Genomic DNA, 18909 nt, shown 5'->3' on the forward strand with positions numbered 1-18909 from the left:
TCGGTCGGCGCCGTCGGGGCTTGGAGCGGTGGCGCCCAGCCGAGGTGGGTGCGCGGCCGCGAGCGACTCCGAGCGGTGCAGGAAGCCTTGCGGGTCACACGGTGGACTCAGCCCGTCACGGGCGGCAGCGGGCCGAGTTGGGGTCGACCATCAGCAGCGACGAGTCGACGGCCTCGAAGTCGGAGCCCTTGAGCGCCTTGAGCGCGTCGAGCTGGGTGTTGCTCCACTTCGCGTCCTCGGTGCCGGTGAAGTACCACGGGGAGCCGTTGTCGGCCAGGATCGCGCCGTACGTCTTCAGCGCCTGCGCCACCGCCCGGGCCTGCGGCGGGTACTTCGAGATGTCGACCGACGCCTTGAGCCGGAACCGGGCGCCCATCGGCGGCAGGGCCGCGTCGGTGGCGTCGGACGCGGCGTGGCGGGCCGGCCAGACGAAGGCCTTGCGGGTCTTCGGCGCCGTGAACCGGATCGCGTGGTCGATCCTCCCCGCGGCGGCCTCGTCGGCCCGGGGCAGGCCGGGCAGGATCGGCAGGCCCGCGGCGTCGGCCGAGGTCCAGCCGCTCTTGCGCAGGGCGTTGCCGCGCAGGTCGTACACCGCGCCGGAGCCCGCCTTCCAGCTGCCGTCGCCCTGCGCGGTGGCGTTGTAGAGCTCGTACGCCTTGCAGGCCGCGGTGTCCTGGACGATCACGTGCCGGTCGCCGCCGGCGCCGGCGCCGCCCTCGACGCGGGCGTTGCGCGGGATCGGGTAGGGGCCGGGGTCGCTCTCGCCGGCGTACTCGAAGGTGACCTTCACCCCGGCCTGGCCCGCCGGGACGCTCGTCACCGGGATGCCGAACGTGGTGCCGAAGTCGGGGTGGGCGTGCGCGGCGGCGCCGATGCTCGCGACCCAGGAGGCCGAGTCCCGGTGTACCGGGAGCTTGGAGACGTCGGCGTGCCAGACGTTGTCGGCCGGGAAGATGGTGCACGGGCCGGCCTTGGCGGGCGACGCGGACGCGGACGCCGGCGCGGCCCCGAGCGCGCCTTCGGCGGCCGGGAGGGCCGACGCCTCCGCCGAAGGCGGCGGGGCCGGGGGCCGGGTCGCGGAGTGCGAGCAGCCCTGCAGTACCAATGCCAGAACAACGGCGATCGTCCGCCTCATGGGGCGCGACGCTACCCGGCCGGGGCGCGAGCGCCTCCACAAGGTCACCCGTGCGGGCTGTTAACATTCCGGGCGTGGCAGACCGGCAGGGTCTCGGGCCGGTGCTCACCGTCCCGAACCTCATCAGTTTTACGCGCCTGCTCGGCGTGCCATTGTTCCTGTATCTGTTCCTCGCCACCGACGCGACCGGCTGGGCCGTCGCCGTGCTCGTCATCGGCGGGCTCAGCGACTGGGTCGACGGGTTCGCGGCGCGCCGCCTGAAGCAGGTCAGCCGCCTCGGTGAGCTGCTGGACCCGCTCGCCGACCGGCTGTACATCCTCGCCACCCTGTTCGCGCTGACGTTCAAGGACGTCGTGCCCTGGTGGTTCACGATCGCGCTGCTGGCCCGCGAGGCCGTGATGGTGCTGGTCCTGGTGGTGCTGCGGGTCCTCGGCCACGGCCCGCCGCCGGTGCACTACGTGGGCAAGACCGCCACCGCGGTGCTGCTCATGGGCTTCCCAATGATGCTGCTCGCGCACTTCTCCGACTCCGCGCGCTCGTGGGCGCAGCCCAGCGGGTGGGCGCTGCTGTGGTGGGGCATTGTCCTGTACTGGGTCGCCGCCGTCTTCTACGCCATCCAGGCCACGGTGCACGTCCGCGCGGGGCGGGCCGCGGCCGCCGGCGTGTCGTGACCTCGCCGCGCCGCGACGACCTGCTCGGCGAGCTGTTCCGCAACCCGCTCGACCCCGGGTACGCGGCCGCGGCCGCCCGCCGCGGGGACGCGCCCCCGCCGAAGTCGGGCCGGTGGCTGACGGCCGCGGCGATGCTGGCCATCGGGCTGCTGTTCGCGGTGGCGTACCACCAGGTGGTGCAGGCCGCCCCGGGCACCTCCAAGGCCCGCGACGACCTCGTCGCCGACGTGCGCTCCCGCCAGCAGACCGCCGACGACCTGCAGCGGCGCGCCGCCGACCTGCGGGCCCAGGTGGACCGGGCCCGCGACGACGCCCTCGCCGACGGCGACAGCGCCGCCCGGCTGCGCGACCTCGCCGCCGGCACCGGCACCGGCAAGGTCACCGGGGACGGGGTGGCGGTCCGCATCGCCGACGCGCCGCCGCAGGTCGACCCGGTCACCGGCCGCACCACCCAGGAGAACCTCGGCGTCGTGCTCGACCGCGACCTGCAGGACATCGCCAACGGGCTGTGGCAGGCCGGCGCGGAGGCGGTCGCGGTCAACGGCCAGCGGCTCACCGCGACCGGCACGATCCGGGCCGCGGGCGGCGTCATCCTCGTCGACTTCCGGCCGGTGACCAGCCCCTACGAGGTCACCGCGATCGGGCCGCCGGACATCGCCGACACGTTCGGCGCCTCGGGCACGGCGAAGCGGTTCAAGCGGTACGTCGAGGAGTATCGGATGCAGTTCAGCGTGAAGAAACGCACGAACCTGACGCTCGCCGGCTCCGGCGAGCCGCCGTTGAAGTACGCCCGGACACCCTCTCCCTCTGGAGGTCCCACCCGATGATCGCCGTGATCGCCCTGGCCATCGGGGTTGCGGCCGGCGTCTTCCTCGAGCCGTCGGTACCGCTCGGGCTGCAGCCGTACCTGCCGATCGCCGTCGTCGCCGCCCTCGACGCCGTCTTCGGCGCGCTGCGGGCCAAGCTCGACGGCATCTTCGACGACAAGCAGTTCGTCGTGTCGTTCGTGTCCAACGTGCTGGTCGCGGCGCTGATCGTGTACCTGGGCGACAAGCTCGGCGTCGGCGGGCAGCTGTCCACCGGGGTCGTCGTCGTGCTCGGCGTGCGGATCTTCGGCAACGTGGCGGCCATCCGCCGGCACCTGTTCCGGGCCTGAGCCGTGGGCCGATCCGCCAACCTCGTCATCGCCGTGCTGCTGGCCCTGCTCGGCTTCGCCGTCGCGGTGCAGTTCAAGGCCGGCGGCAGCGACGCCGAGCTGTCCTCCGCCCGGCCCGAGGACCTCGTGCGCATCCTCTCCGACCTCGATGCGCAGCAGGACCGGCTCCGCGGCGAGATCGGCGACCTCGAGGACACCCAGCGCCAGCTCGACTCCGGCGCCCAGGGGCGCGACGCTGCTCTGGCCGAGGCCCGCAAGCGCGCCGACGAGCTCGGAATCCTGGCCGGGACCCTCCCCGCCGAGGGGCCGGGTTTGCAGATCGACCTCACGGCGGGTACCGAGGCAATAAAATCCGAAACCGTGCTCGACGCCATCGAGGAGCTGCGCGGGGCCGGGGCCGAGGCCCTGCAGATCGCCGGGGCCGGCGGGCCCGCGGTGCGCATCGTGGCGTCGACGTACTTCGTGGACGCCCCGCAGGCGGGCCGCCTCGTGGTCGACGGGACGACGGTGACCGCGCCGTATACGATCACGGTCATCGGAGGACCGGACACCATGCGGACGGCGCTGAACATCCCGGGAGGGGTCGTGGACAGTGTCCGCCAGCACGGCGGTACGGTTTCCGTGCGCGAAATGGACCCGGTGCACGTCAACGCGTTGCACAATGCCGGTGCGCTGCAGTACGCCAAGCCCGCTCAATAGCCAGCCGACCGAAGAAGGACTTGACGTGATTCCCGACGATCTGCGGTACACCGCCGAACACGAATGGCTCGCCCCCGCCGGGGAGGGCAATTTCAAGGTCGGCATCACGCACTACGCGCAGGACTCGCTGGGCGACATCGTCTTCGTCCAGCTGCCCGAGGTCGGGGCCGCCTTCGAGCCCGGCGGGTCGCTCGGCGAGGTCGAGTCCACCAAGAGCGTCTCGGAGATCTACGCGCCCGTCGCCGGTGAGGTGGTCGCGGTCAACCCCGCCCTGGAGGGCGCGCCGGAGCTCATCAACTCCGACCCATACGGCGAGGGCTGGCTCGTCGAGCTCAAGGTCACCGACCCGGCGGCCGTCGACGGGCTGCTCGACGCCAAGGCGTACGAGGCGCTCACCGCCGGCTGAACGTTCATTTTTCAGGACGCACGTGTTTTTTGTAGTACGCACGTGCCGCGCGTCCGGTTGACCCGTGATTTCGCGCGTGACTAGGCTCGCTCAGTCAACCGTATGCGTGAATCGGCTTCCGATGCATCCGGCTGATCCCGACATACGACCGTGAGGTGGTTCGATGACGCGCCCAGACGACGAGTTTCCCCCGCTCGACGTCACGTCCACGCTCAACCTTGGCGCCATTGAGGATGCCATCGAGGGGCCGGACAACGACATGGTGCCCACCCGCATGTCGGGTTCACTACCGCCGGGCACGGCCCTGCTGGCGGTGCGCCGCGGCCCGAACGCCGGCGCGCGCTTCCTGCTCGACCACGACGTGACCACGAGCGGCCGGCACCCGGACAGCGACATCTTCCTCGACGACGTGACGGTCTCGCGCCGCCACGCCGAGTTCCACCGCGAGGGCGGCACCTTCACCGTGCGCGACGTCGGCAGCCTCAACGGCACCTACGTCAACCGCGAGCGGGTCGAGGCGGCCACGCTGAGCAATGGCGACGAGGTCCAGATCGGCAAGTTCCGCCTCGTCTTCGTGGCAGGACCGCGCCCCGACGAGAGCTGAGGCGATGACGGCGTCGGCGGCCGCCTGGAACAACCCCACCCCGGGTGAGGACATCACCCGGGGTGAGCGTCTCATGAGCATCGGCGAGGTCCTCGCGCACCTGCGCGGCGACTTCCCCGACGTCACCATCTCCAAGCTGCGCTTCCTGGAGACCGAGGGACTCGTCGAGCCGCGCCGCACGCCGGCCGGCTACCGCAAGTACACCTGGACGGACGTGGCCCGGCTGCGCTACGTGCTGACCGCGCAGCGCGACCAGTACCTGCCGCTGAGGGTCATCCGCGAGCACCTCGCGACCATGCGCGAGCCCCTGACCGAGGTGTCCGATTCGGTACCCGCCGAGGCACCCGCGGAGACCCGCCTCACCCGCGCCGAGCTCCTCGACAAGGCCGGTCTCACCGACGCCGCGCTGCAGGCCCTGGAGGACCACGGCCTGCTCAAGTCCCGCCCGGGCGCCGGCTACGACGCCGACGCGCTCGAGGTGGCCACGGCCGCCGCACGCCTGGCCGAGTTCGGCGTGGAGCCGAGGCACCTGCGCGCGTACCGGGCCGCCGCGGACCGCGAGATCGGCCTGTTCAGCCAGCTCGTCACGCCGCTGACCCGGCAGAACGGCCCGGCGGGGCGCGCCCGGGCGGCGGACACGGTCCACGAGCTGGCGGCCCTGACCCAGCGCGTGCATGCCGCCCTGGTGCGCGCGGGCCTGCGCGAGATCCTCGGCAAGTAGGCCGGCTCCCGTCTCCGTCGTTCCTCAGCCACGAACGGGACGTCCCCACCGCCTTCTCTGCCGCCCGGGACGTCCTCACGGCGTTCCTCCACGGCCCAGGACGTCCCACGGCGTCCTCCCCGGGAGGGACGTTCTCCCCCTTCCGGGAGAAACCTGGGTGAACGGGACCTTTCGCGCAGCCCCCGTTCCTGGGCGATCTTCACCACTCGGCACATCACACCGGCATCGCGGGTGGCACGACTGCGGTGGAGTCCGTGTAACGTGCAGGGAGAGGCAAGTCGACACGGAGGCGGCAGTGCGAGAGCTGAATGTGGTCGGAGTTCGCGTGGAGCTGCCTACCAATCAGCCCATCGTGTTGCTCAAGGAGGTCGACGGGGACCGTTACCTGCCGATCTGGATCGGCGCGGTAGAGGCCACCGCGATCGCTTACGAGCAGCAGGGCGTGAAGCCGGCCCGACCCCTGACCCACGATCTGATGCGCGACATGCTCGCGGCCCTGAAGGCCCCGCTGCACGCCGTCGAGATCGTGGAGATGCGCGACAACATCTTCTACGCGGAGCTCGTCATCGGCGACAACGTCCGGGTCTCCGCCCGTCCCAGCGACTCGATCGCGCTCGCCCTGCGCGTGGGCGCCCCGATCCGCTGCGCCGACCAGGTCCTGACCGAGGCCGCCATCGTCATTCCCGACGAGCAGGAGGACGAGGTCGAGAAGTTCCGCGAGTTCCTGGAGCAGGTCCGCCCGGAGGATTTCGCCGGCTGACATCGGCCGGACCGTTTTCCGGCGGCGCCCAGCGATTTCAGAAAGCCGAGAACGCCGCGCCCGAGCGGACGGATTGGCAACCCGGCCGATGACCGCCGGGATCGTCGACCCGGGCCGAGCCCGCCGCGTTCGCGCGCTCGCAGGCCGGCATCCCGCGAGCCACGCACACGACCGACACGCAGGCAGACAGCGGACCAGCGGCGGGCGGACGCCATCCAGATCCAGGGCCCGCGCCGACCTCGTTGCGGATGGCCACCGAGGCGTCGGCCCGCCCGGCCCGCCGGCCCCGGCCGAACGCCACAGACACGCCGCAACCACCCGCGGACAGGCGTCGACCCGCCCGGCCCGCCGGCCCCGGTCGAACACACACACGCCGCATCCACCCGCGGACAGGCGTCGACCCGCCCAGCCCGCCGGCCCCGGTCGAACACACACACGCCGCATCCACCCGCGGACAGGCGTCGACCCGCCCGGCCCGCCGGCCCCGGCCGAACGCCACAGACACGCCGCAACCACCCCGCGGACAGGCAGTCGACCCGCCGGCAGCGCAGACCACCGCCCGCCCCGGCCGAACACCGCCGGCGCACCGCATCCACCGGTCACTGAAACGCGAAGCGGCCGGGCCGAACCCAAACCGGCCGAGCCGAAAGCGAAGGCGGTCGGCCAGGCCCTGTCCTGCTACCGATCATGCCTGCGTGTGCCCCGCGGAGGACTGGCTACCGGGGTTGTGACCCGGCCTTCGCGGGGCGCGCGCAGCGCCTCGGGCGGGCCGGCTTGGCGCAGCGCGCCGGGCCGGCCCGGGCGAGGGTCTGGGCCCGGCGCAGGCCGGCATGATCGGCAGGACAGGGCCTGAGCCGTGATCCCGGCGCGACGCGCCCGGGCGTGCAGGTGAACGCCGCGGGTGAATGCGGAAACCACGTACGCCGGCCCGGGTGAGCGCGGGCGAAGCACCTCAACCACCGGCCGGGTGATTCCCCGGTGCCGGTCCGGGCGCGCGCCGGCCGCCGTCCGGGGGTGAGCGCGGGTGGGCCGAGCCGGCGGGGTGGCGGCCGCGGGTAACAAAACGGGCACACGGCCGTGTGACGTGGGCGGATTCGGCTGCGCAGTTCGGTGAAGGTGCTTGTCTTCCGGGGCCGGACAGGTAGCGTCGAGCCTGGGTCAACCGCAGCGTCGGGGTGCCGTCACCGACGGTTTGCCGCCGGCGCGGGTGGACGCGCGCAAGGTTTCCCGCACCGGCACGCGGCGTGTCGCGGCGTTACCTCCCCGCAGACCCTCAAGGTGCGCTATAGGGTTGCGGGTGTTGACGCTGGAGGTGGGTCGCAATGCAACAGCCGCCCGATCCCGGGATACCCGGCCATGCCACTGAGCACGCCCAGGTGACCCCGACCATGGATCACCGCACGGCCGGCCCCGCGTACGCCGCCGGTCCGCAGCTCGACCACCGTCCCCACCCGGGCGCCGGCACCGCCCACCCGGGCCACCACCACAGCAGCAGCATCGGAGGCGACGTGGACGCCTTTGAGGCGGGTTCCAGCACCGGGTCCGGCCCGGGCCTCGAAAACGGCCGCACGCCCGGGATCGCGGACGCCGACGACGTCGGATACCGCGGGCCCACCGCCTGCCACGCCGCCGGCATCAGCTACCGCCAGCTCGACTACTGGGCCCGCACCGGGCTCGTCGTGCCCTCCGTGCGCGACGCGAGCGGCTCCGGCAGCCAGCGCCTCTACTCCTTCCGCGACATCGTCGTGCTCAAGGTCGTCAAGCGCCTCCTCGACGCCGGGGTCTCCCTGCAGAACATCCGCAAGGCCATCGACACGCTGCGCTCGCGCGGAGTCGGGGACCTCGCCGGGATCACCCTCATCTCCGACGGGACCACCGTCTACGAGTGCCGGTCCCCCGAAGAGGTCGTCGACCTCCTCCAGGGCGGGCAGGGCGTCTTCGGCATCGCCATATCCGGGGCGTTCAAGGAGATCGAGGGCACCCTGTCGCACCTGCCGGCCGAGGCCGCGACCACCGGCGAGGAACTGCCCGCGCCCCCCGCGACCGGCAGCGCCGGCGAGGCGTTCACCGGCGGCGACGAACTGGCGATGCGCCGCGCCCGCCGCCGCGCCGGCTGACCGGCCCCACCAACGAAGCCGCGCCGCCGAAGCGCGGGCCGACCGGCCCCACCCACGGAACCGCGCCGCCGACGCGCGGGCTGACCGGCCCCACCAACGGAGCCGCGCCGCTGACGCGCGGGCCGACCGCCCCCACCAACGGGTCGGAGCCGACGCCGACGCGCCGGCGGCCGAGACCCCACGGTGGAGCAGTGCCCTGAACATGCCTCCAACTTAGAACAGGGGTACGACAAAAACCGGGGCATGGCCGAAAAGGTGGGAAGCACGTCGTTGCTGACGTGCCGGACGAACCGCCAGGATCGAAAGCATGCCGGCGGCGCAGCAAGTCGTGATCGTGGTCTTCGACGGGGTCCAGAGCCTCGACGTCACCGGCCCCCTCGAGGTCTTCACCGGGGCCAGCGCGGCGGGTGGGCGGTACGAAACCCGGATCGCCGGCCTCGACGGACTCCCCGTGCGCACCTCCAGCGGCCTGCGGCTGCTGCCCGACGTCACACTCGCCGCGGCCGAGAACGCCGACCTGCTCGTCGTGCCCGGCGGCGACGGCACCCGCACGAACGACCCGCGGCTCGTCGCCTGGCTGCGCGAGCACGGCCCGCGCGCGCCGCGGCTGATGTCGGTCTGCACCGGCGCGTTCCTGCTGGCCGAGGCCGGGCTCCTCGACGGGCGGCGGGCCACCACGCACTGGGACAAATGCGCGTCGCTGGCGCGGCGCTTCCCGCAGGTCACCGTCGACGCGGAGCCGATCTTCGTGCGCGACGGGGCGATCTGGACCTCGGCCGGGGTCACCGCCGGCATCGACCTGGCCCTCGCCCTGGTCGAGGCCGACCTCGGCCGCGACGTCGCGCTCGGCATCGCCCGGCACCTCGTCATGTTCCTGCGCCGGCCGGGCGGGCAGCGGCAGTTCAGCGTCCAGCTCGCGGCCCAGGTCGCCGCGCGGGACCCGCTGCGGGAGATCCAGCGGTACGCGGCCGAGCACCCCGGCGCCGACCTGTCCGTGCCCGCGCTCGCCCGCCGGGCCAACCTGTCGCCGCGCCAGTTCAGCCGCGCCTTCGCGGCCGAGGTCGGCACGCCGCCGGGGCGCTACGTCGACCGGGTGCGCCTCGAGGCCGCCCGCCGGCTGCTCGAAGAGGGCCACCACGGCGTCGAAGAGGTGGCCAAGGAGTGCGGATACGGCACACCGGAGGCGCTGCGCCGCGCCTTCGTCCGCGAGCTGGGCGTCGGCCCGGCCGACTATCGGGAGCGATTCTGACATGCGAACCGCACTGGTGTTGTACCCCCGGATGACCGCCCTGGACATCGTCGGACCCTACGAGGTCCTGTCCCGCCTGCCCGGCGCCGAGATCGTGTTCACCGGCTCGGGCCGGGGCACGGTCACGACGGACACCGGCCGGCTCAGCCTGGGCGTGACGTGCGACTTCTCCGAGGTCTCCGACCCCGACCTCGTCGTCGTCCCCGGCGGCCCCGACATCGCCGCCCAGGTCGGCGACGAGGAGCTGCACGAGTGGCTGCGCACGGTCGACGGCACCGCGACGTGGATGGCGTCGGTGTGCACCGGCTCGCTGATCCTCGCCGCCGCCGGGCTGCTGCGCGGGCGCGCCGCCACCTCCCACTGGCTCGTCACCGACAAGCTGCGGGAGTACGGTGCGACGCCCTCGCCCGAACGGGTGGTCATCGACGGCAGGTACGCCACCGCGGCCGGCGTCTCCGCCGGCATCGACCTGGCCCTCACCCTCGCCGGGCGGATCGCCGGACCCCAGGTCGCGCAGGCGATCCAGCTCGCGATCGAGTACGACCCGCGCCCGCCCTTCGCCGCCGGCTCCCCCGCCTCGGCGCCGCCCGGGATCGTGGAGTACCTGCGCGCCAACCGGCACCTCGTGGTCTCGTCGTAAGCTCCAGGGCGTGACGTTCCGTGGCTGGCCCGCCGAGGCGCTCGAGTTCTACGACGGCCTCGAGGCGGACAACTCCAAGACATACTGGACCGCGCACAAGAGCACGTACGACGACCAGGTGCGCGGCCCGATGACCGAGCTGCTCGCGGAGCTCGAGCCGGAGTTCGGACCGGCGAAGATCTTCCGGCCGTACCGGGACGTGCGCTTCAGCGCCGACAAGTCCCCGTACAAGACGTCGTGCGCCGCCTCCTTCGAGCGCGGCGGCTACCTCCAGCTCACGGCCGCGGGGCTGGCCGCCGGCGCCGGGGCGTACATGATGGAACCGGCGCGGCTGGCCCGGTACCGCCAGGCCGTCGCCGCCGACGCCAGCGGGCTGCGGCTCGCCGCCATCGTGGCGGAGCTGGAGGGGCGCGGCTGGTCGGTGACGTCGCACGAGCAGCTCAAGACGGTGCCGCGCGGCTTCGACAAGGAGCACCCGCGGGCGGAGCTGTTGCGCCACAAGGGGCTCATCGCCTGGCACCAGTTCCCGCTGAAGCCGTGGCTGGGCACCGCCAAGGCCCGCGGGCACGTCGAGACGTTCCTGCGCGGCTGCCAGCCACTGCAGGAATGGCTGGCCACCCACACCTAGCCAGGGCTGGGCGTCAGCGGCGCTCGACCGCCGCCATCAGCACGTCGAACGACGCCGCGGCCGCCCGGGCGGCGGCGTCACGGTCGGCCGCCTCACGCGCCCCCGGCTCCGACCACCGCCGGCCCTCCGCGGCCAGCGCCGCCCGCGCCGCGTCGGCGCCGGCCTGCCAGGCGGCCTCCTCGGCGGCCGCGCGGACGAGGCTCGACGGCCGCTCGCCCACCGGCACGCTCGGCGGGTCGGCGAGGAGGTTGCCGGGCGGGACGAAGACGACGGGCAGGCCGCTGCCGAGGACGGTGGCGCGCCGGCGGGCCTCGAAGGCCGGGGCCTCGTCGACCGCCGCGCCGTAGACGGCCGCGGTGCGGGCCGCGATCGCGTGCCACGAGTGCCGCTCCCGGGCCATGGCGCGGGCGCGGGTGGCGAGGGTCTGGGCGAACATCGGGTCCTGCAGCAGGGCGCCGACGGCGTCGGCGAGCCCGTCGGGGTCGCCGGCCGGGAAGCGGATGCCGGTGACGCCGTGCTCGACGATCGCGGCGAGGCCGCCGGTCGAGGCGACGACCAGGGCGGCGCCCGAGGCCGCGGCCTCCAGGGCGACGGTGCCGGTCGGCTCGTAGCGGCTGGGCATGACGAACGCGTCCGCGGCGGCGAGGACCGCGGCCAGGGTCGGCTGGTCCAGGGTGCCGGGGAAGGAGACGGCGCGGTGCAGCTTGAGGCGGCGCGCCTCCTCGATCAGGGCGCCGCGGTAGGAGCCGTCGCCGACCACGACCGCGCGGGTGCCGGGGTGGCGCTCGCGGATCGCGGGCATCGCGGCCAGCAGGTCCTGCACGCCCTTCTCGGCGATGAGGCGGCCGGCGTAGACGAGCAGCGGGCCCTCGCCGGCGAACCGGAGCCGGGCCTGCAGCACGGCGCGGGGCTCGGCGGTCCAGATGCCGGGGTCGATGCCGCTGGGCACGACGTCGACCCGCTCGGCGGGGACGTCGAAGAGGTGCTGGACCTCCCAGCGCAGGTACTCGGTCGGCACGATCACCCGGCAGGCCTCGGAGCCCAGCCACCACTCGACGGAGTGCACGGACCGGCTCTGCTCACCCTCGAGGTAACCCTGGTGACGACCGGCCTCGGTGGCCTGCAGGGAGGCGACGAACGGGATGCCGAAGTGCTCCTTGAGCGTGACGGCGGCGTGGGTGACGAGCCAGCCGTGGGCGTGGATCACGTCGTAGCCGGCCTCGGGCGCGGTGCGCACGGCGGCCTCGGCCAGCAGGTGGTTGACGGCCATGGTGTGGGCGAGGTGGCGCAGGCCGGCGCCGTCTGCACCGACGAGGCCTGTGTCGTTGAGCTCGGAGTCGTCGGTCAGCGGCCCGGCGGCGGCGGCGCGGACCACGCGGACGGCGCCCGCGGCCGACGGGGCGCCGGGCTGGTGGCGCGCGACGACCGTGACATCGTGGCCGGCGGCGGCCAGCGCGGCCGAGAGCGCACCGGTCCGTCCGTCACTAGAAGGGAAGTCCCAGGCGATCATCAATACGCGCATAGCGGATACCTCTCGTCGCCGACTGTCACCGTAGCGTGTTCCGACGCTTCCGCGGACCGGCTTCGCGGGTCAATTTTGCTTTTCCCGGAGCGGCCGGGCGTGCACCTTGCAAGTTGCAGTTTTGCCTGATCACCGCGCGGGCGTGCAGCAATGCCGCGACCGAACGGGCGGAGAACGGCGCCCCGGTCGGGCGGTACGGAGCGTCACCCTCCGCGATCTCGCTGACCGAGCCGAGACCGCACTCACCCAAATGTCCCTCAATGGCGGCGGGTAGCGCGTCCACCGGCCGGCCGGCGGCACACATCGCGTCGACGTACGGCCCGAGCCACCACGGCCACACCGTTCCCTGGTGATATGCCGTGTCCCGGGCGACGACACCACCCCGGTGGGCCCCGACGTACCCGTACTCCCCGGGCCCGAGCGTGCGTAGTCCCAGCGGCGTGAGCAGGCTCTCCCCCACGGCGCGCAGCACGTCGTCGCGCAGGCGCGGCTCGTCGGCTCCGGGCGCGTACGGCAGGCTGAAGGCGAGCAGCTGGTTGGGGCGCAGCACCGAGTCGTCGTGGACGCCGGAGCCGCCCTTCGGGTACGGCGCGGGGCCGGCGTCGACGATGTCGTGCAGCCAGCCGTCCGGGGCCCGGAAGCGCTTCACGAACTGGGCGCGCACGGCGTCGCGGCGGGTGTGCACGACCGACGCGTCGCGGCCGCAGCGTTCCCGCAGCGCGGCGATGGCACCGAGGGCGTTGGCCCACAAGGCGTTGAGCTCGACCGGCTTGCCGTCGCGCGGGGTCACCGGGCCGCGCGGCAGCCGGGTGTTCATCCAGGTCCGGCCGGCGTGCTCGGCGTCGAGGGCGAGCAGCCCGTCGAGGGGGTCGACGGTCACGCCGTCGCGGGTGCCCTTGGTGTACGCCGCGACGACCGCCTCCACCGCCGGCAGCAGCTCCGCGGCGAGCTCCTCGTCGCCGGTGCGGGTGACGTGCCGTTCGACGGCGTGGACGTACCACAGCGGCCCGTCGGCCTCGCCCAGCTCCTCGGCCCGCATGCGGGCGCCGAGGCCGGCGTGGGACCGCAGCAGCCGGCGGCCCTCGGCGGCGCGGCCGGTGTGCAGGAACAGCCCCTCGTAGGCGGTCATGGTGTCGCGCAGGTAGCTGCCGAACCACGGGTACCCGGCGATCACGTCGGGCACCCCGTCGCGCTCGACGATGCACTGGTCGGCGGCGAGAGTGAGCAGGCGCTCGGCGCCGGTGCGCACGCCGGCCTGGCGCACGAGCTTGCGGGCGCGGCGGCGGGCCGCCTCGACCACGGCGGGGCCGTCGGGCAGCGGGGCCGGGTCGGCGAGGCCGGAGCGGGCGGTGACGGTCAGGGTCTCGCCGGCGCGCAGGTCGGCCGCGAACGTCCCGGCGGCCCAGAGGTCCTCCACCGGGTTGAGGCCGCGGGCGGTCTCCTCGCGGTAGTACGCGTCGAGGTACCACGCCCCGGCCGGTACGAAGCCGGGCCCGTCGACCCGGTAGGCGTCCTCGACGGCGAACCCGGTGCCGGCGGCGGCGACGGCCGGCGGCTCGCCGGTGCAGCAGCGCTCGGTGTCGGCGTCGCGCCACGTGCACAGGGCGCTGAGCGTGAGCCGGACCCGCGCCCCGGGCGGGGCGGCGACCAGGCGGTGGACGACGGCGACGGCGTTGCGGCCGTACACCATGGCGACCTCGCGCTCGAGGACGTACTCGCCGATCCGCCAGCGCCACCGGGGTACGCCGTCGACGAGCTCGAAGGACTCGAGGAGGTGATGGCCCGACGGGTCGATCGCGCCGGAGCCCCACTCGTGCACGGCGAGGCGGTGCTCGGCCCCGCCGGTCAGGCGCAGGACCGGGTCGAGGGCGGCGAGGGCGACGCGGCGTTCGGGGGTGACGAGGAGCGCGTGGTACCGCCGGGTGCGCAGACCCGCGATGGTGCCGGTCGCGTATCCCCCGAGTCCGTCGGTGACCAGCCACTCCGCCTCGAATCCCGCCGGGGTGGCACAGGCATGCGGGCCGAAGGTCATCACCGAACCGGGGGGCATGTGCCCAACTATGATCCGTTCCCCCTTGTTTCAAACGCACGCCACGGCTGAATTTGCCGGAGATTCATCCCGCGACCGTGTCGGAAATCCGACGTGTCGCCGAGCACGATTCATTATTGGGCCCACGGGGCATATGGCAGCCAGCTTCGCGCGTACCCGTGCGTGAACTTTCGGCGCACGTAACACTGTGGCAACGAGGGCGCCGTTGAACAGCGGTGCCGAGCAATAAACCAGGAGCGAGTATGCAGGTCTGGCCGGGCAACCGGTACCCGTTGGGCGCGACCTACGACGGGCAGGGCACGAACTTCGCCATATTCAGCGAGGTGGCCCGGTCCGTCGAGCTGTGCCTCTTCGACGATCACAACGCCGAGGAGCGCATCAAGCTGGTCGAGGTCGACGCGTTCGTGTGGCACGCCTACCTGCCGGGGGTGGAGCCGGGGCAGCGCTACGGCTTCCGGGTCGACGGGCCGTACGACCCGGCCCGGGGGGTGCGCTGCAACCCGAACAAGCTGCTGCTGGACCCGTACGCGAAGGCGATCGACGGCGACATCGCGTGGGACCCGGCGGTGTACGGGTACGACTTCAACGACCCGGAGTCGATGTCGGAGACCGACTCGGCGCCGTTCATGCCCAAGGCGGTCGTGGTCAACCCGTACTTCGACTGGGGCAACGACTCCGCCCCGCGGGTGCCGTACCACCACACCGTGGTCTACGAGGCCCACGTGCGCGGCCTGACGATGCGCCACCCGGACGTGCCCGACGAGCTGCGCGGCACGTACGCCGGCATCGGCCACCCGGCCATCATCGAGCACCTCAAGCGGCTGGGTATCACCGCGCTGGAGCTGCTGCCGGTGCACCACTTCGTGCACGACCAGCGCCTGGTCGAGCTGGGGCTGTCGAACTACTGGGGCTACAACACGATCGGGTTCTTCGCCCCGTACCACGGCTACGCCCGCCGGCACCGCGGCCAGCAGGTGCAGGAGTTCCGCGGGATGGTCAAGGCGCTGCACGCGGCCGGCATCGAGGTCATCCTCGACGTCGTCTACAACCACACCGCCGAGGGCAACCACCTCGGGCCGACGCTGTCGTTCAAGGGCCTCGACAACGGGCATTACTACAAGCTCGAGGACGAGGACAACCGGTACTACACCGACTACACGGGTACCGGCAACAGCCTCAACGTGCGCAACCCGCACACCCTGCAGCTCATCATGGACTCGCTGCGGTACTGGGTGACGGAGATGCGCGTCGACGGGTTCCGCTTCGACCTCGCCTCGACCCTGGCCCGCGAGTTCTACGACGTCGACCGCCTGTCGACCTTCTTCGAGGTCGTGCAGCAGGACCCGGTGGTCAACCAGGTGAAGCTGATCGCCGAGCCGTGGGACGTCGGGCCGGGCGGCTACCAGGTCGGCAACTTCCCGCCGCTGTGGACGGAGTGGAACGGCCGCTTCCGCGACACCGTGCGCGACTTCTGGCGCGGCGAGCCCGCGACGCTCGGCGAGTTCGCCTCGCGGATCACCGGCTCGGCCGACCTCTACCAGGACGACGGGCGGCGGCCCTTCGCCAGCATCAACTTCGTCACCTGCCACGACGGCTTCACGCTCAACGACCTCGTCTCGTACAACGACAAGCACAACGCGGCCAACACCGAGGACAACCGCGACGGCGAGAGCCACAACCGCTCGTGGAACTGCGGCACCGAGGGGCCCAGCGACGACCCGGCGATCAACTCGCTGCGGGCCAAGCAGCGGCGCAACTTCCTCACCACGCTGATGCTGTCGCAGGGCGTGCCGATGATCTGCGCGGGCGACGAGCTCGGGCGCACCCAGGGCGGCAACAACAACGCGTACTGCCAGGACAACGAGATCAGCTGGATCGACTGGACCGACGTCGACGAGCAGCTGCTGGCGTTCACGCGCGGCCTGGCGCTGTTCCGCGAGCGGCACCGGGTGTTCCGCCGCCGGCGCTTCTTCACCGGCCGGCCGGTCGCCCGCACCGAGGGCACCCCGATCGCGGACGTCGCCTGGTTCGCCACCGACGGGCGGGCGATGTCCGAGGAGGACTGGGACAACCACTTCGGCAAGGCGCTGATGCTCTTCGTCAACGGCGAGAGCATCACCGAGCGCGGCTCGCACGGGGAGCGCCACGTCGACGACTCGTTCCTGCTGTGCTTCAACGCGCACTACGAACCGATCGAGTTCGTCATACCGCCGCAGGAGTACGGCAAGGAGTGGGAGCTGGTGATCGCGACGGCGCCGGGCCCGGCCCGCGACGGGGTCAGCTACACCGCCGGCGGCACGATCACGGTCCCGGACCGCTCGCTCGTCGTGCTGGACCGCACGGTATGAGCACGCCCACGGGGACCTACCGGGTTCAGGTGCGCCCGGAATTCGGGCTGGACGCGGCGGCCGGGCTCGCCGGGTACCTGCGCGCGCTCGGCGTGAGCCACTTCTACTCGGCGCCGCTGCTGGCCGCGACGCCGGGCTCGCCGCACGGGTACGACGTCGTCGACCCCCGCGTCGTGAACCCCGAGCTCGGCGGGGCCGCGGCCCTCGACCGGCTGGTCGCGGCCCTGCGCGCGCAGGGCCTCGGGCTCGTGGTCGACATCGTGCCCAACCACATGGGCCTGTTCCAGCCGGCGGCCAACCCGATGTGGTGGGACGTGCTGGCCAAGGGGCGCGGCAGCGAGTACGCGGACTGGTTCGACATCGACTGGGACGCCGGGCCGCTCGTCGTGCCCGTGCTCGGGTCGCCGTCGCTGGACGACCTGAAGGTCGAGGAAGGCGAGCTGCGGTACTACGAGCACCGCTTCCCGATCGCCGCGGGCACCGGCGACGGCACCCCGCAGGAGGTGCACGAGCGGCAGCACTACCGGCTCGTGTACTGGCGGGAGGGCAACGAGCGGCTCAACTACCGCCGGTTCTTCGCCGTCACCGAGCTGGCCGGGCTGCGGGTCGAGGACCCGGCCGTGTTCGCGGCCACGCACACGGAGATCCTGCGCTGGGTCCGCGAGGGGCTCGCCGACGGCATCCGCGTCGACCACCCCGACGGCCTGCGCGACCCGGGCGGGTACCTGACCCGCCTGCGCGAGCACGCGCCGGACGCCTGGCTGCTGGTCGAGAAGATCCTGGAGCGGGGCGAGCCGCTGCCGCCCTGGCCGGTCGACGGCACCACGGGCTACGAGGCCCTGGCCGAGGTGGGCGGGCTGTTCATCGATCCCGGCTTTTCCGATGAGCCGGAATCCTCCTGGGCCGACGAGGCCCTCGCGCAGAAGCGGGACGTGACCAGGCGGCTGTTCGGCGCCGAGCTCAACCGCCTCGCCCGCCTCGGCGGCGACAAGGCGGATCTGGCGGAACTCGCCGCGAACTTCGCGGTGTACCGGACATATCTGCCGTACGGCGTCGAGCACCTCGAAGCCGCCGAGCAGCGCACGAACATCCGGATCCCCCGGCTGCACGACCCGGACGACGAGCTGGCCCAGCGCTTCCAGCAGCTCACCGGGGCCGTGATGGCCAAGGGCGTCGAGGACACGGCCATGTACCGCTGGAACCGCCTCGTCGCCCTCAACGAGGTCGGCGGCGACCCGAGCCGCGCCGGCGTCGGGCCCGCGGAGTTCCACGCGGCCCAGGAGCGCCGGCTCCGCGAGTGGCCGGACACCATGACCACCCTGTCGACGCACGACACCAAGCGCGGCGAGGACGTGCGGGCCCGCATCGCGGTCCTCAGCGAGGTGCCCGGCGAGTGGGCCGCCGCCGTCGGGTCGTGGCGCGGGGCCGTGACGTTCGACGACCCGTCGTTCGAGGCCCTCTTCTGGCAGACCATCGTGGGCGCCTGGCCGATCGAGGAAGAACGGCTGCGGCTGTACTTCACGAAGGCCGCCCGCGAGGCGAACCGCTCGACCTCGTGGGACGAGCCGGACGAGGCCTTCGAGGCCGCGGTCGGGGCGAGCCTGGCCCGGGTCCTCGCCGACGGCGACCTGCGCGACTCGGTGCACGACTTCGCGTCCCGGATCACCCCGTACGGCTGGAGCAACGCGCTGGGCCAGAAGCTCGTCCAGCTGACGATGCCGGGCGTCCCGGACGTGTACCAGGGCACCGAACTGTGGGAGAACTCCCTCGTCGACCCCGACAACCGCCGCCCGGTCGACTTCGCCGAGCGTCTCGACCTGCTCGCCGCGCTCGACGCCGCCGTGGCCGGCGGGCACCCGCTGCCGCCGGTCGACGTCTCCGGCGCGGCCAAGCTGCTCGTCGTCAGCCGCGCGCTGCGGCTGCGCCGCGACCGGCCCGGGCTGTTCACCGGCTACCGGCCGGTCGCCGCCACCGGCGCCGCCGCCGGGCACGTCGTCGCGTTCGACCGGGGCGGGGCGCTGAGCGTCGCGACCCGGCTCCCGGTCGGCCTCGAGGCCGCCGGCGGCTGGGACGACACCGCGCTCGAGCTGCCGGCCGGCGAGTGGACCGACGCCCTCACCGGGCGCCGGGCCACCTCCCCGGCCCTGGCCGGCCTGCTGGCCTCCTACCCCGTCGCGCTGCTGGTGAAGGACTGAACGACTGC

Annotated in this window: 17 protein-coding genes; 14 read left to right on the top strand and 3 right to left on the bottom strand. The window is 73.1% G+C overall.

Annotated elements, in window-relative coordinates; genetic code table 11:
* Nucleotides 1-115: 115 nt before the first annotated feature.
* Nucleotides 116-1135 (bottom strand): hypothetical protein, encoded by a 1020-nt coding sequence (locus ACPPVO_RS41915; RefSeq protein WP_426504138.1) that lies wholly within the window; start codon nt 1133-1135, stop codon nt 116-118.
* A 74-nt stretch (nt 1136-1209) separates the two neighbouring features.
* Here ACPPVO_RS41915 and ACPPVO_RS41920 point away from each other — a divergent pair, with 74 nt between their 5' ends.
* From ACPPVO_RS41920 to ACPPVO_RS41975, 12 genes are all read left to right on the top strand, one after another.
* Nucleotides 1210-1806 (top strand): CDP-alcohol phosphatidyltransferase family protein, encoded by a 597-nt coding sequence (locus tag ACPPVO_RS41920; protein WP_426504139.1) that lies wholly within the window; start codon nt 1210-1212, stop codon nt 1804-1806.
* Nucleotides 1803-2633, top strand: coding sequence for a DUF881 domain-containing protein (locus tag ACPPVO_RS41925; protein WP_360388282.1), 831 nt, complete (start codon nt 1803-1805; stop codon nt 2631-2633). Before ACPPVO_RS41920 ends, ACPPVO_RS41925 begins: the two co-directional genes overlap by 4 nt.
* The gene (locus ACPPVO_RS41930; protein WP_350613529.1) at nt 2630-2962 is read left to right on the top strand and encodes a small basic family protein; all 333 of its coding nucleotides are present in this window, start codon (nt 2630-2632) and stop codon (nt 2960-2962) included. The genes ACPPVO_RS41925 and ACPPVO_RS41930 overlap by 4 nt, the downstream gene beginning before the upstream one ends.
* 3 nt (nt 2963-2965) lie before the next feature.
* On the top strand, nt 2966-3661 hold the full coding sequence (locus ACPPVO_RS41935) for a DUF881 domain-containing protein (RefSeq protein ID WP_426504140.1): 696 nt from the start codon (nt 2966-2968) through the stop codon (nt 3659-3661).
* Nucleotides 3662-3686: 25 nt separating this feature from the next.
* Nucleotides 3687-4067 (top strand): glycine cleavage system protein GcvH, encoded by a 381-nt coding sequence (gene gcvH / locus ACPPVO_RS41940; protein ID WP_426504141.1) that lies wholly within the window; start codon nt 3687-3689, stop codon nt 4065-4067.
* Nucleotides 4068-4230: 163 nt separating this feature from the next.
* The gene (gene odhI / locus ACPPVO_RS41945; protein ID WP_350613525.1) at nt 4231-4671 is read left to right on the top strand and encodes an oxoglutarate dehydrogenase inhibitor Odhl; all 441 of its coding nucleotides are present in this window, start codon (nt 4231-4233) and stop codon (nt 4669-4671) included.
* Between the two features lie 73 nt (nt 4672-4744).
* The gene (locus tag ACPPVO_RS41950; protein WP_426514789.1) at nt 4745-5392 is read left to right on the top strand and encodes a MerR family transcriptional regulator; all 648 of its coding nucleotides are present in this window, start codon (nt 4745-4747) and stop codon (nt 5390-5392) included.
* A gap of 295 nt (nt 5393-5687) precedes the next feature.
* Entirely contained in the window at nt 5688-6152 is a 465-nt protein-coding gene (locus ACPPVO_RS41955; RefSeq protein ID WP_223093836.1) for a bifunctional nuclease family protein, read from the top strand.
* A gap of 1388 nt (nt 6153-7540) precedes the next feature.
* Nucleotides 7541-8269 (top strand): MerR family transcriptional regulator, encoded by a 729-nt coding sequence (locus ACPPVO_RS41960; protein WP_426504142.1) that lies wholly within the window; start codon nt 7541-7543, stop codon nt 8267-8269.
* A gap of 307 nt (nt 8270-8576) precedes the next feature.
* Entirely contained in the window at nt 8577-9518 is a 942-nt protein-coding gene (locus ACPPVO_RS41965; RefSeq protein ID WP_426504143.1) for a GlxA family transcriptional regulator, read from the top strand.
* Between the two features lies 1 nt (nt 9519).
* Entirely contained in the window at nt 9520-10158 is a 639-nt protein-coding gene (locus ACPPVO_RS41970) for a DJ-1/PfpI family protein (RefSeq protein WP_426504144.1), read from the top strand.
* A 10-nt stretch (nt 10159-10168) separates the two neighbouring features.
* Nucleotides 10169-10786: a DUF2461 domain-containing protein gene (locus ACPPVO_RS41975; RefSeq protein WP_426504145.1), complete on the top strand. Its 618-nt coding sequence runs from the start codon at nt 10169-10171 to the stop codon at nt 10784-10786.
* 13 nt (nt 10787-10799) lie between these two features.
* On the opposite strand, the gene ACPPVO_RS41980 is transcribed toward ACPPVO_RS41975, so the two are convergent.
* Together ACPPVO_RS41980 and ACPPVO_RS41985 are read right to left on the bottom strand one after the other, a co-directional pair.
* On the bottom strand, nt 10800-12308 hold the full coding sequence (locus tag ACPPVO_RS41980) for a glycosyltransferase family 4 protein (RefSeq protein WP_426504146.1): 1509 nt from the start codon (nt 12306-12308) through the stop codon (nt 10800-10802).
* A 25-nt stretch (nt 12309-12333) separates the two neighbouring features.
* Entirely contained in the window at nt 12334-14358 is a 2025-nt protein-coding gene (locus ACPPVO_RS41985) for an amylo-alpha-1,6-glucosidase (RefSeq protein ID WP_426504147.1), read from the bottom strand.
* Nucleotides 14359-14600: 242 nt separating this feature from the next.
* Between ACPPVO_RS41985 and glgX the strand changes: the two genes are divergently transcribed.
* Together glgX and treY are read left to right on the top strand one after the other, a co-directional pair.
* Complete coding sequence (gene glgX / locus ACPPVO_RS41990) at nt 14601-16706, top strand: glycogen debranching protein GlgX (RefSeq protein WP_426504148.1); 2106 nt, start codon at nt 14601-14603, stop codon at nt 16704-16706.
* Nucleotides 16703-18901: a malto-oligosyltrehalose synthase gene (gene treY / locus ACPPVO_RS41995; protein WP_426504149.1), complete on the top strand. Its 2199-nt coding sequence runs from the start codon at nt 16703-16705 to the stop codon at nt 18899-18901. The genes glgX and treY overlap by 4 nt, the downstream gene beginning before the upstream one ends.
* Nucleotides 18902-18909 lie beyond the last annotated feature (8 nt).

This window comes from Dactylosporangium sp. McL0621 (assembly GCF_049995355.1).
In the GTDB taxonomy this organism is placed as follows: Bacteria; Actinomycetota; Actinomycetes; order Mycobacteriales; family Micromonosporaceae; genus Dactylosporangium.

What these genes read in the sequence shown, in the direction of transcription:
- ACPPVO_RS41950 (WP_426514789.1), top strand. Translation starts at nt 4,745, where the DNA reads ATGAGCATCGGCGAGGTCCTCGCGCACCTGCGCGGCGACTTCCCCGAC.
- ACPPVO_RS41915 (WP_426504138.1), bottom strand. Translation starts at nt 1,135, where the DNA reads ATGAGGCGGACGATCGCCGTTGTTCTGGCATTGGTACTGCAGGGCTGC.
- odhI (WP_350613525.1), top strand. Translation starts at nt 4,231, where the DNA reads ATGACGCGCCCAGACGACGAGTTTCCCCCGCTCGACGTCACGTCCACG.
- ACPPVO_RS41960 (WP_426504142.1), top strand. Translation starts at nt 7,541, where the DNA reads ATGGATCACCGCACGGCCGGCCCCGCGTACGCCGCCGGTCCGCAGCTC.
- ACPPVO_RS41965 (WP_426504143.1), top strand. Translation starts at nt 8,577, where the DNA reads ATGCCGGCGGCGCAGCAAGTCGTGATCGTGGTCTTCGACGGGGTCCAG.
- ACPPVO_RS41980 (WP_426504146.1), bottom strand. Translation starts at nt 12,308, where the DNA reads ATGCGCGTATTGATGATCGCCTGGGACTTCCCTTCTAGTGACGGACGG.
- ACPPVO_RS41930 (WP_350613529.1), top strand. Translation starts at nt 2,630, where the DNA reads ATGATCGCCGTGATCGCCCTGGCCATCGGGGTTGCGGCCGGCGTCTTC.
- ACPPVO_RS41970 (WP_426504144.1), top strand. Translation starts at nt 9,520, where the DNA reads ATGCGAACCGCACTGGTGTTGTACCCCCGGATGACCGCCCTGGACATC.
- treY (WP_426504149.1), top strand. Translation starts at nt 16,703, where the DNA reads ATGAGCACGCCCACGGGGACCTACCGGGTTCAGGTGCGCCCGGAATTC.
- ACPPVO_RS41985 (WP_426504147.1), bottom strand. Translation starts at nt 14,358, where the DNA reads ATGCCCCCCGGTTCGGTGATGACCTTCGGCCCGCATGCCTGTGCCACC.
- glgX (WP_426504148.1), top strand. Translation starts at nt 14,601, where the DNA reads ATGCAGGTCTGGCCGGGCAACCGGTACCCGTTGGGCGCGACCTACGAC.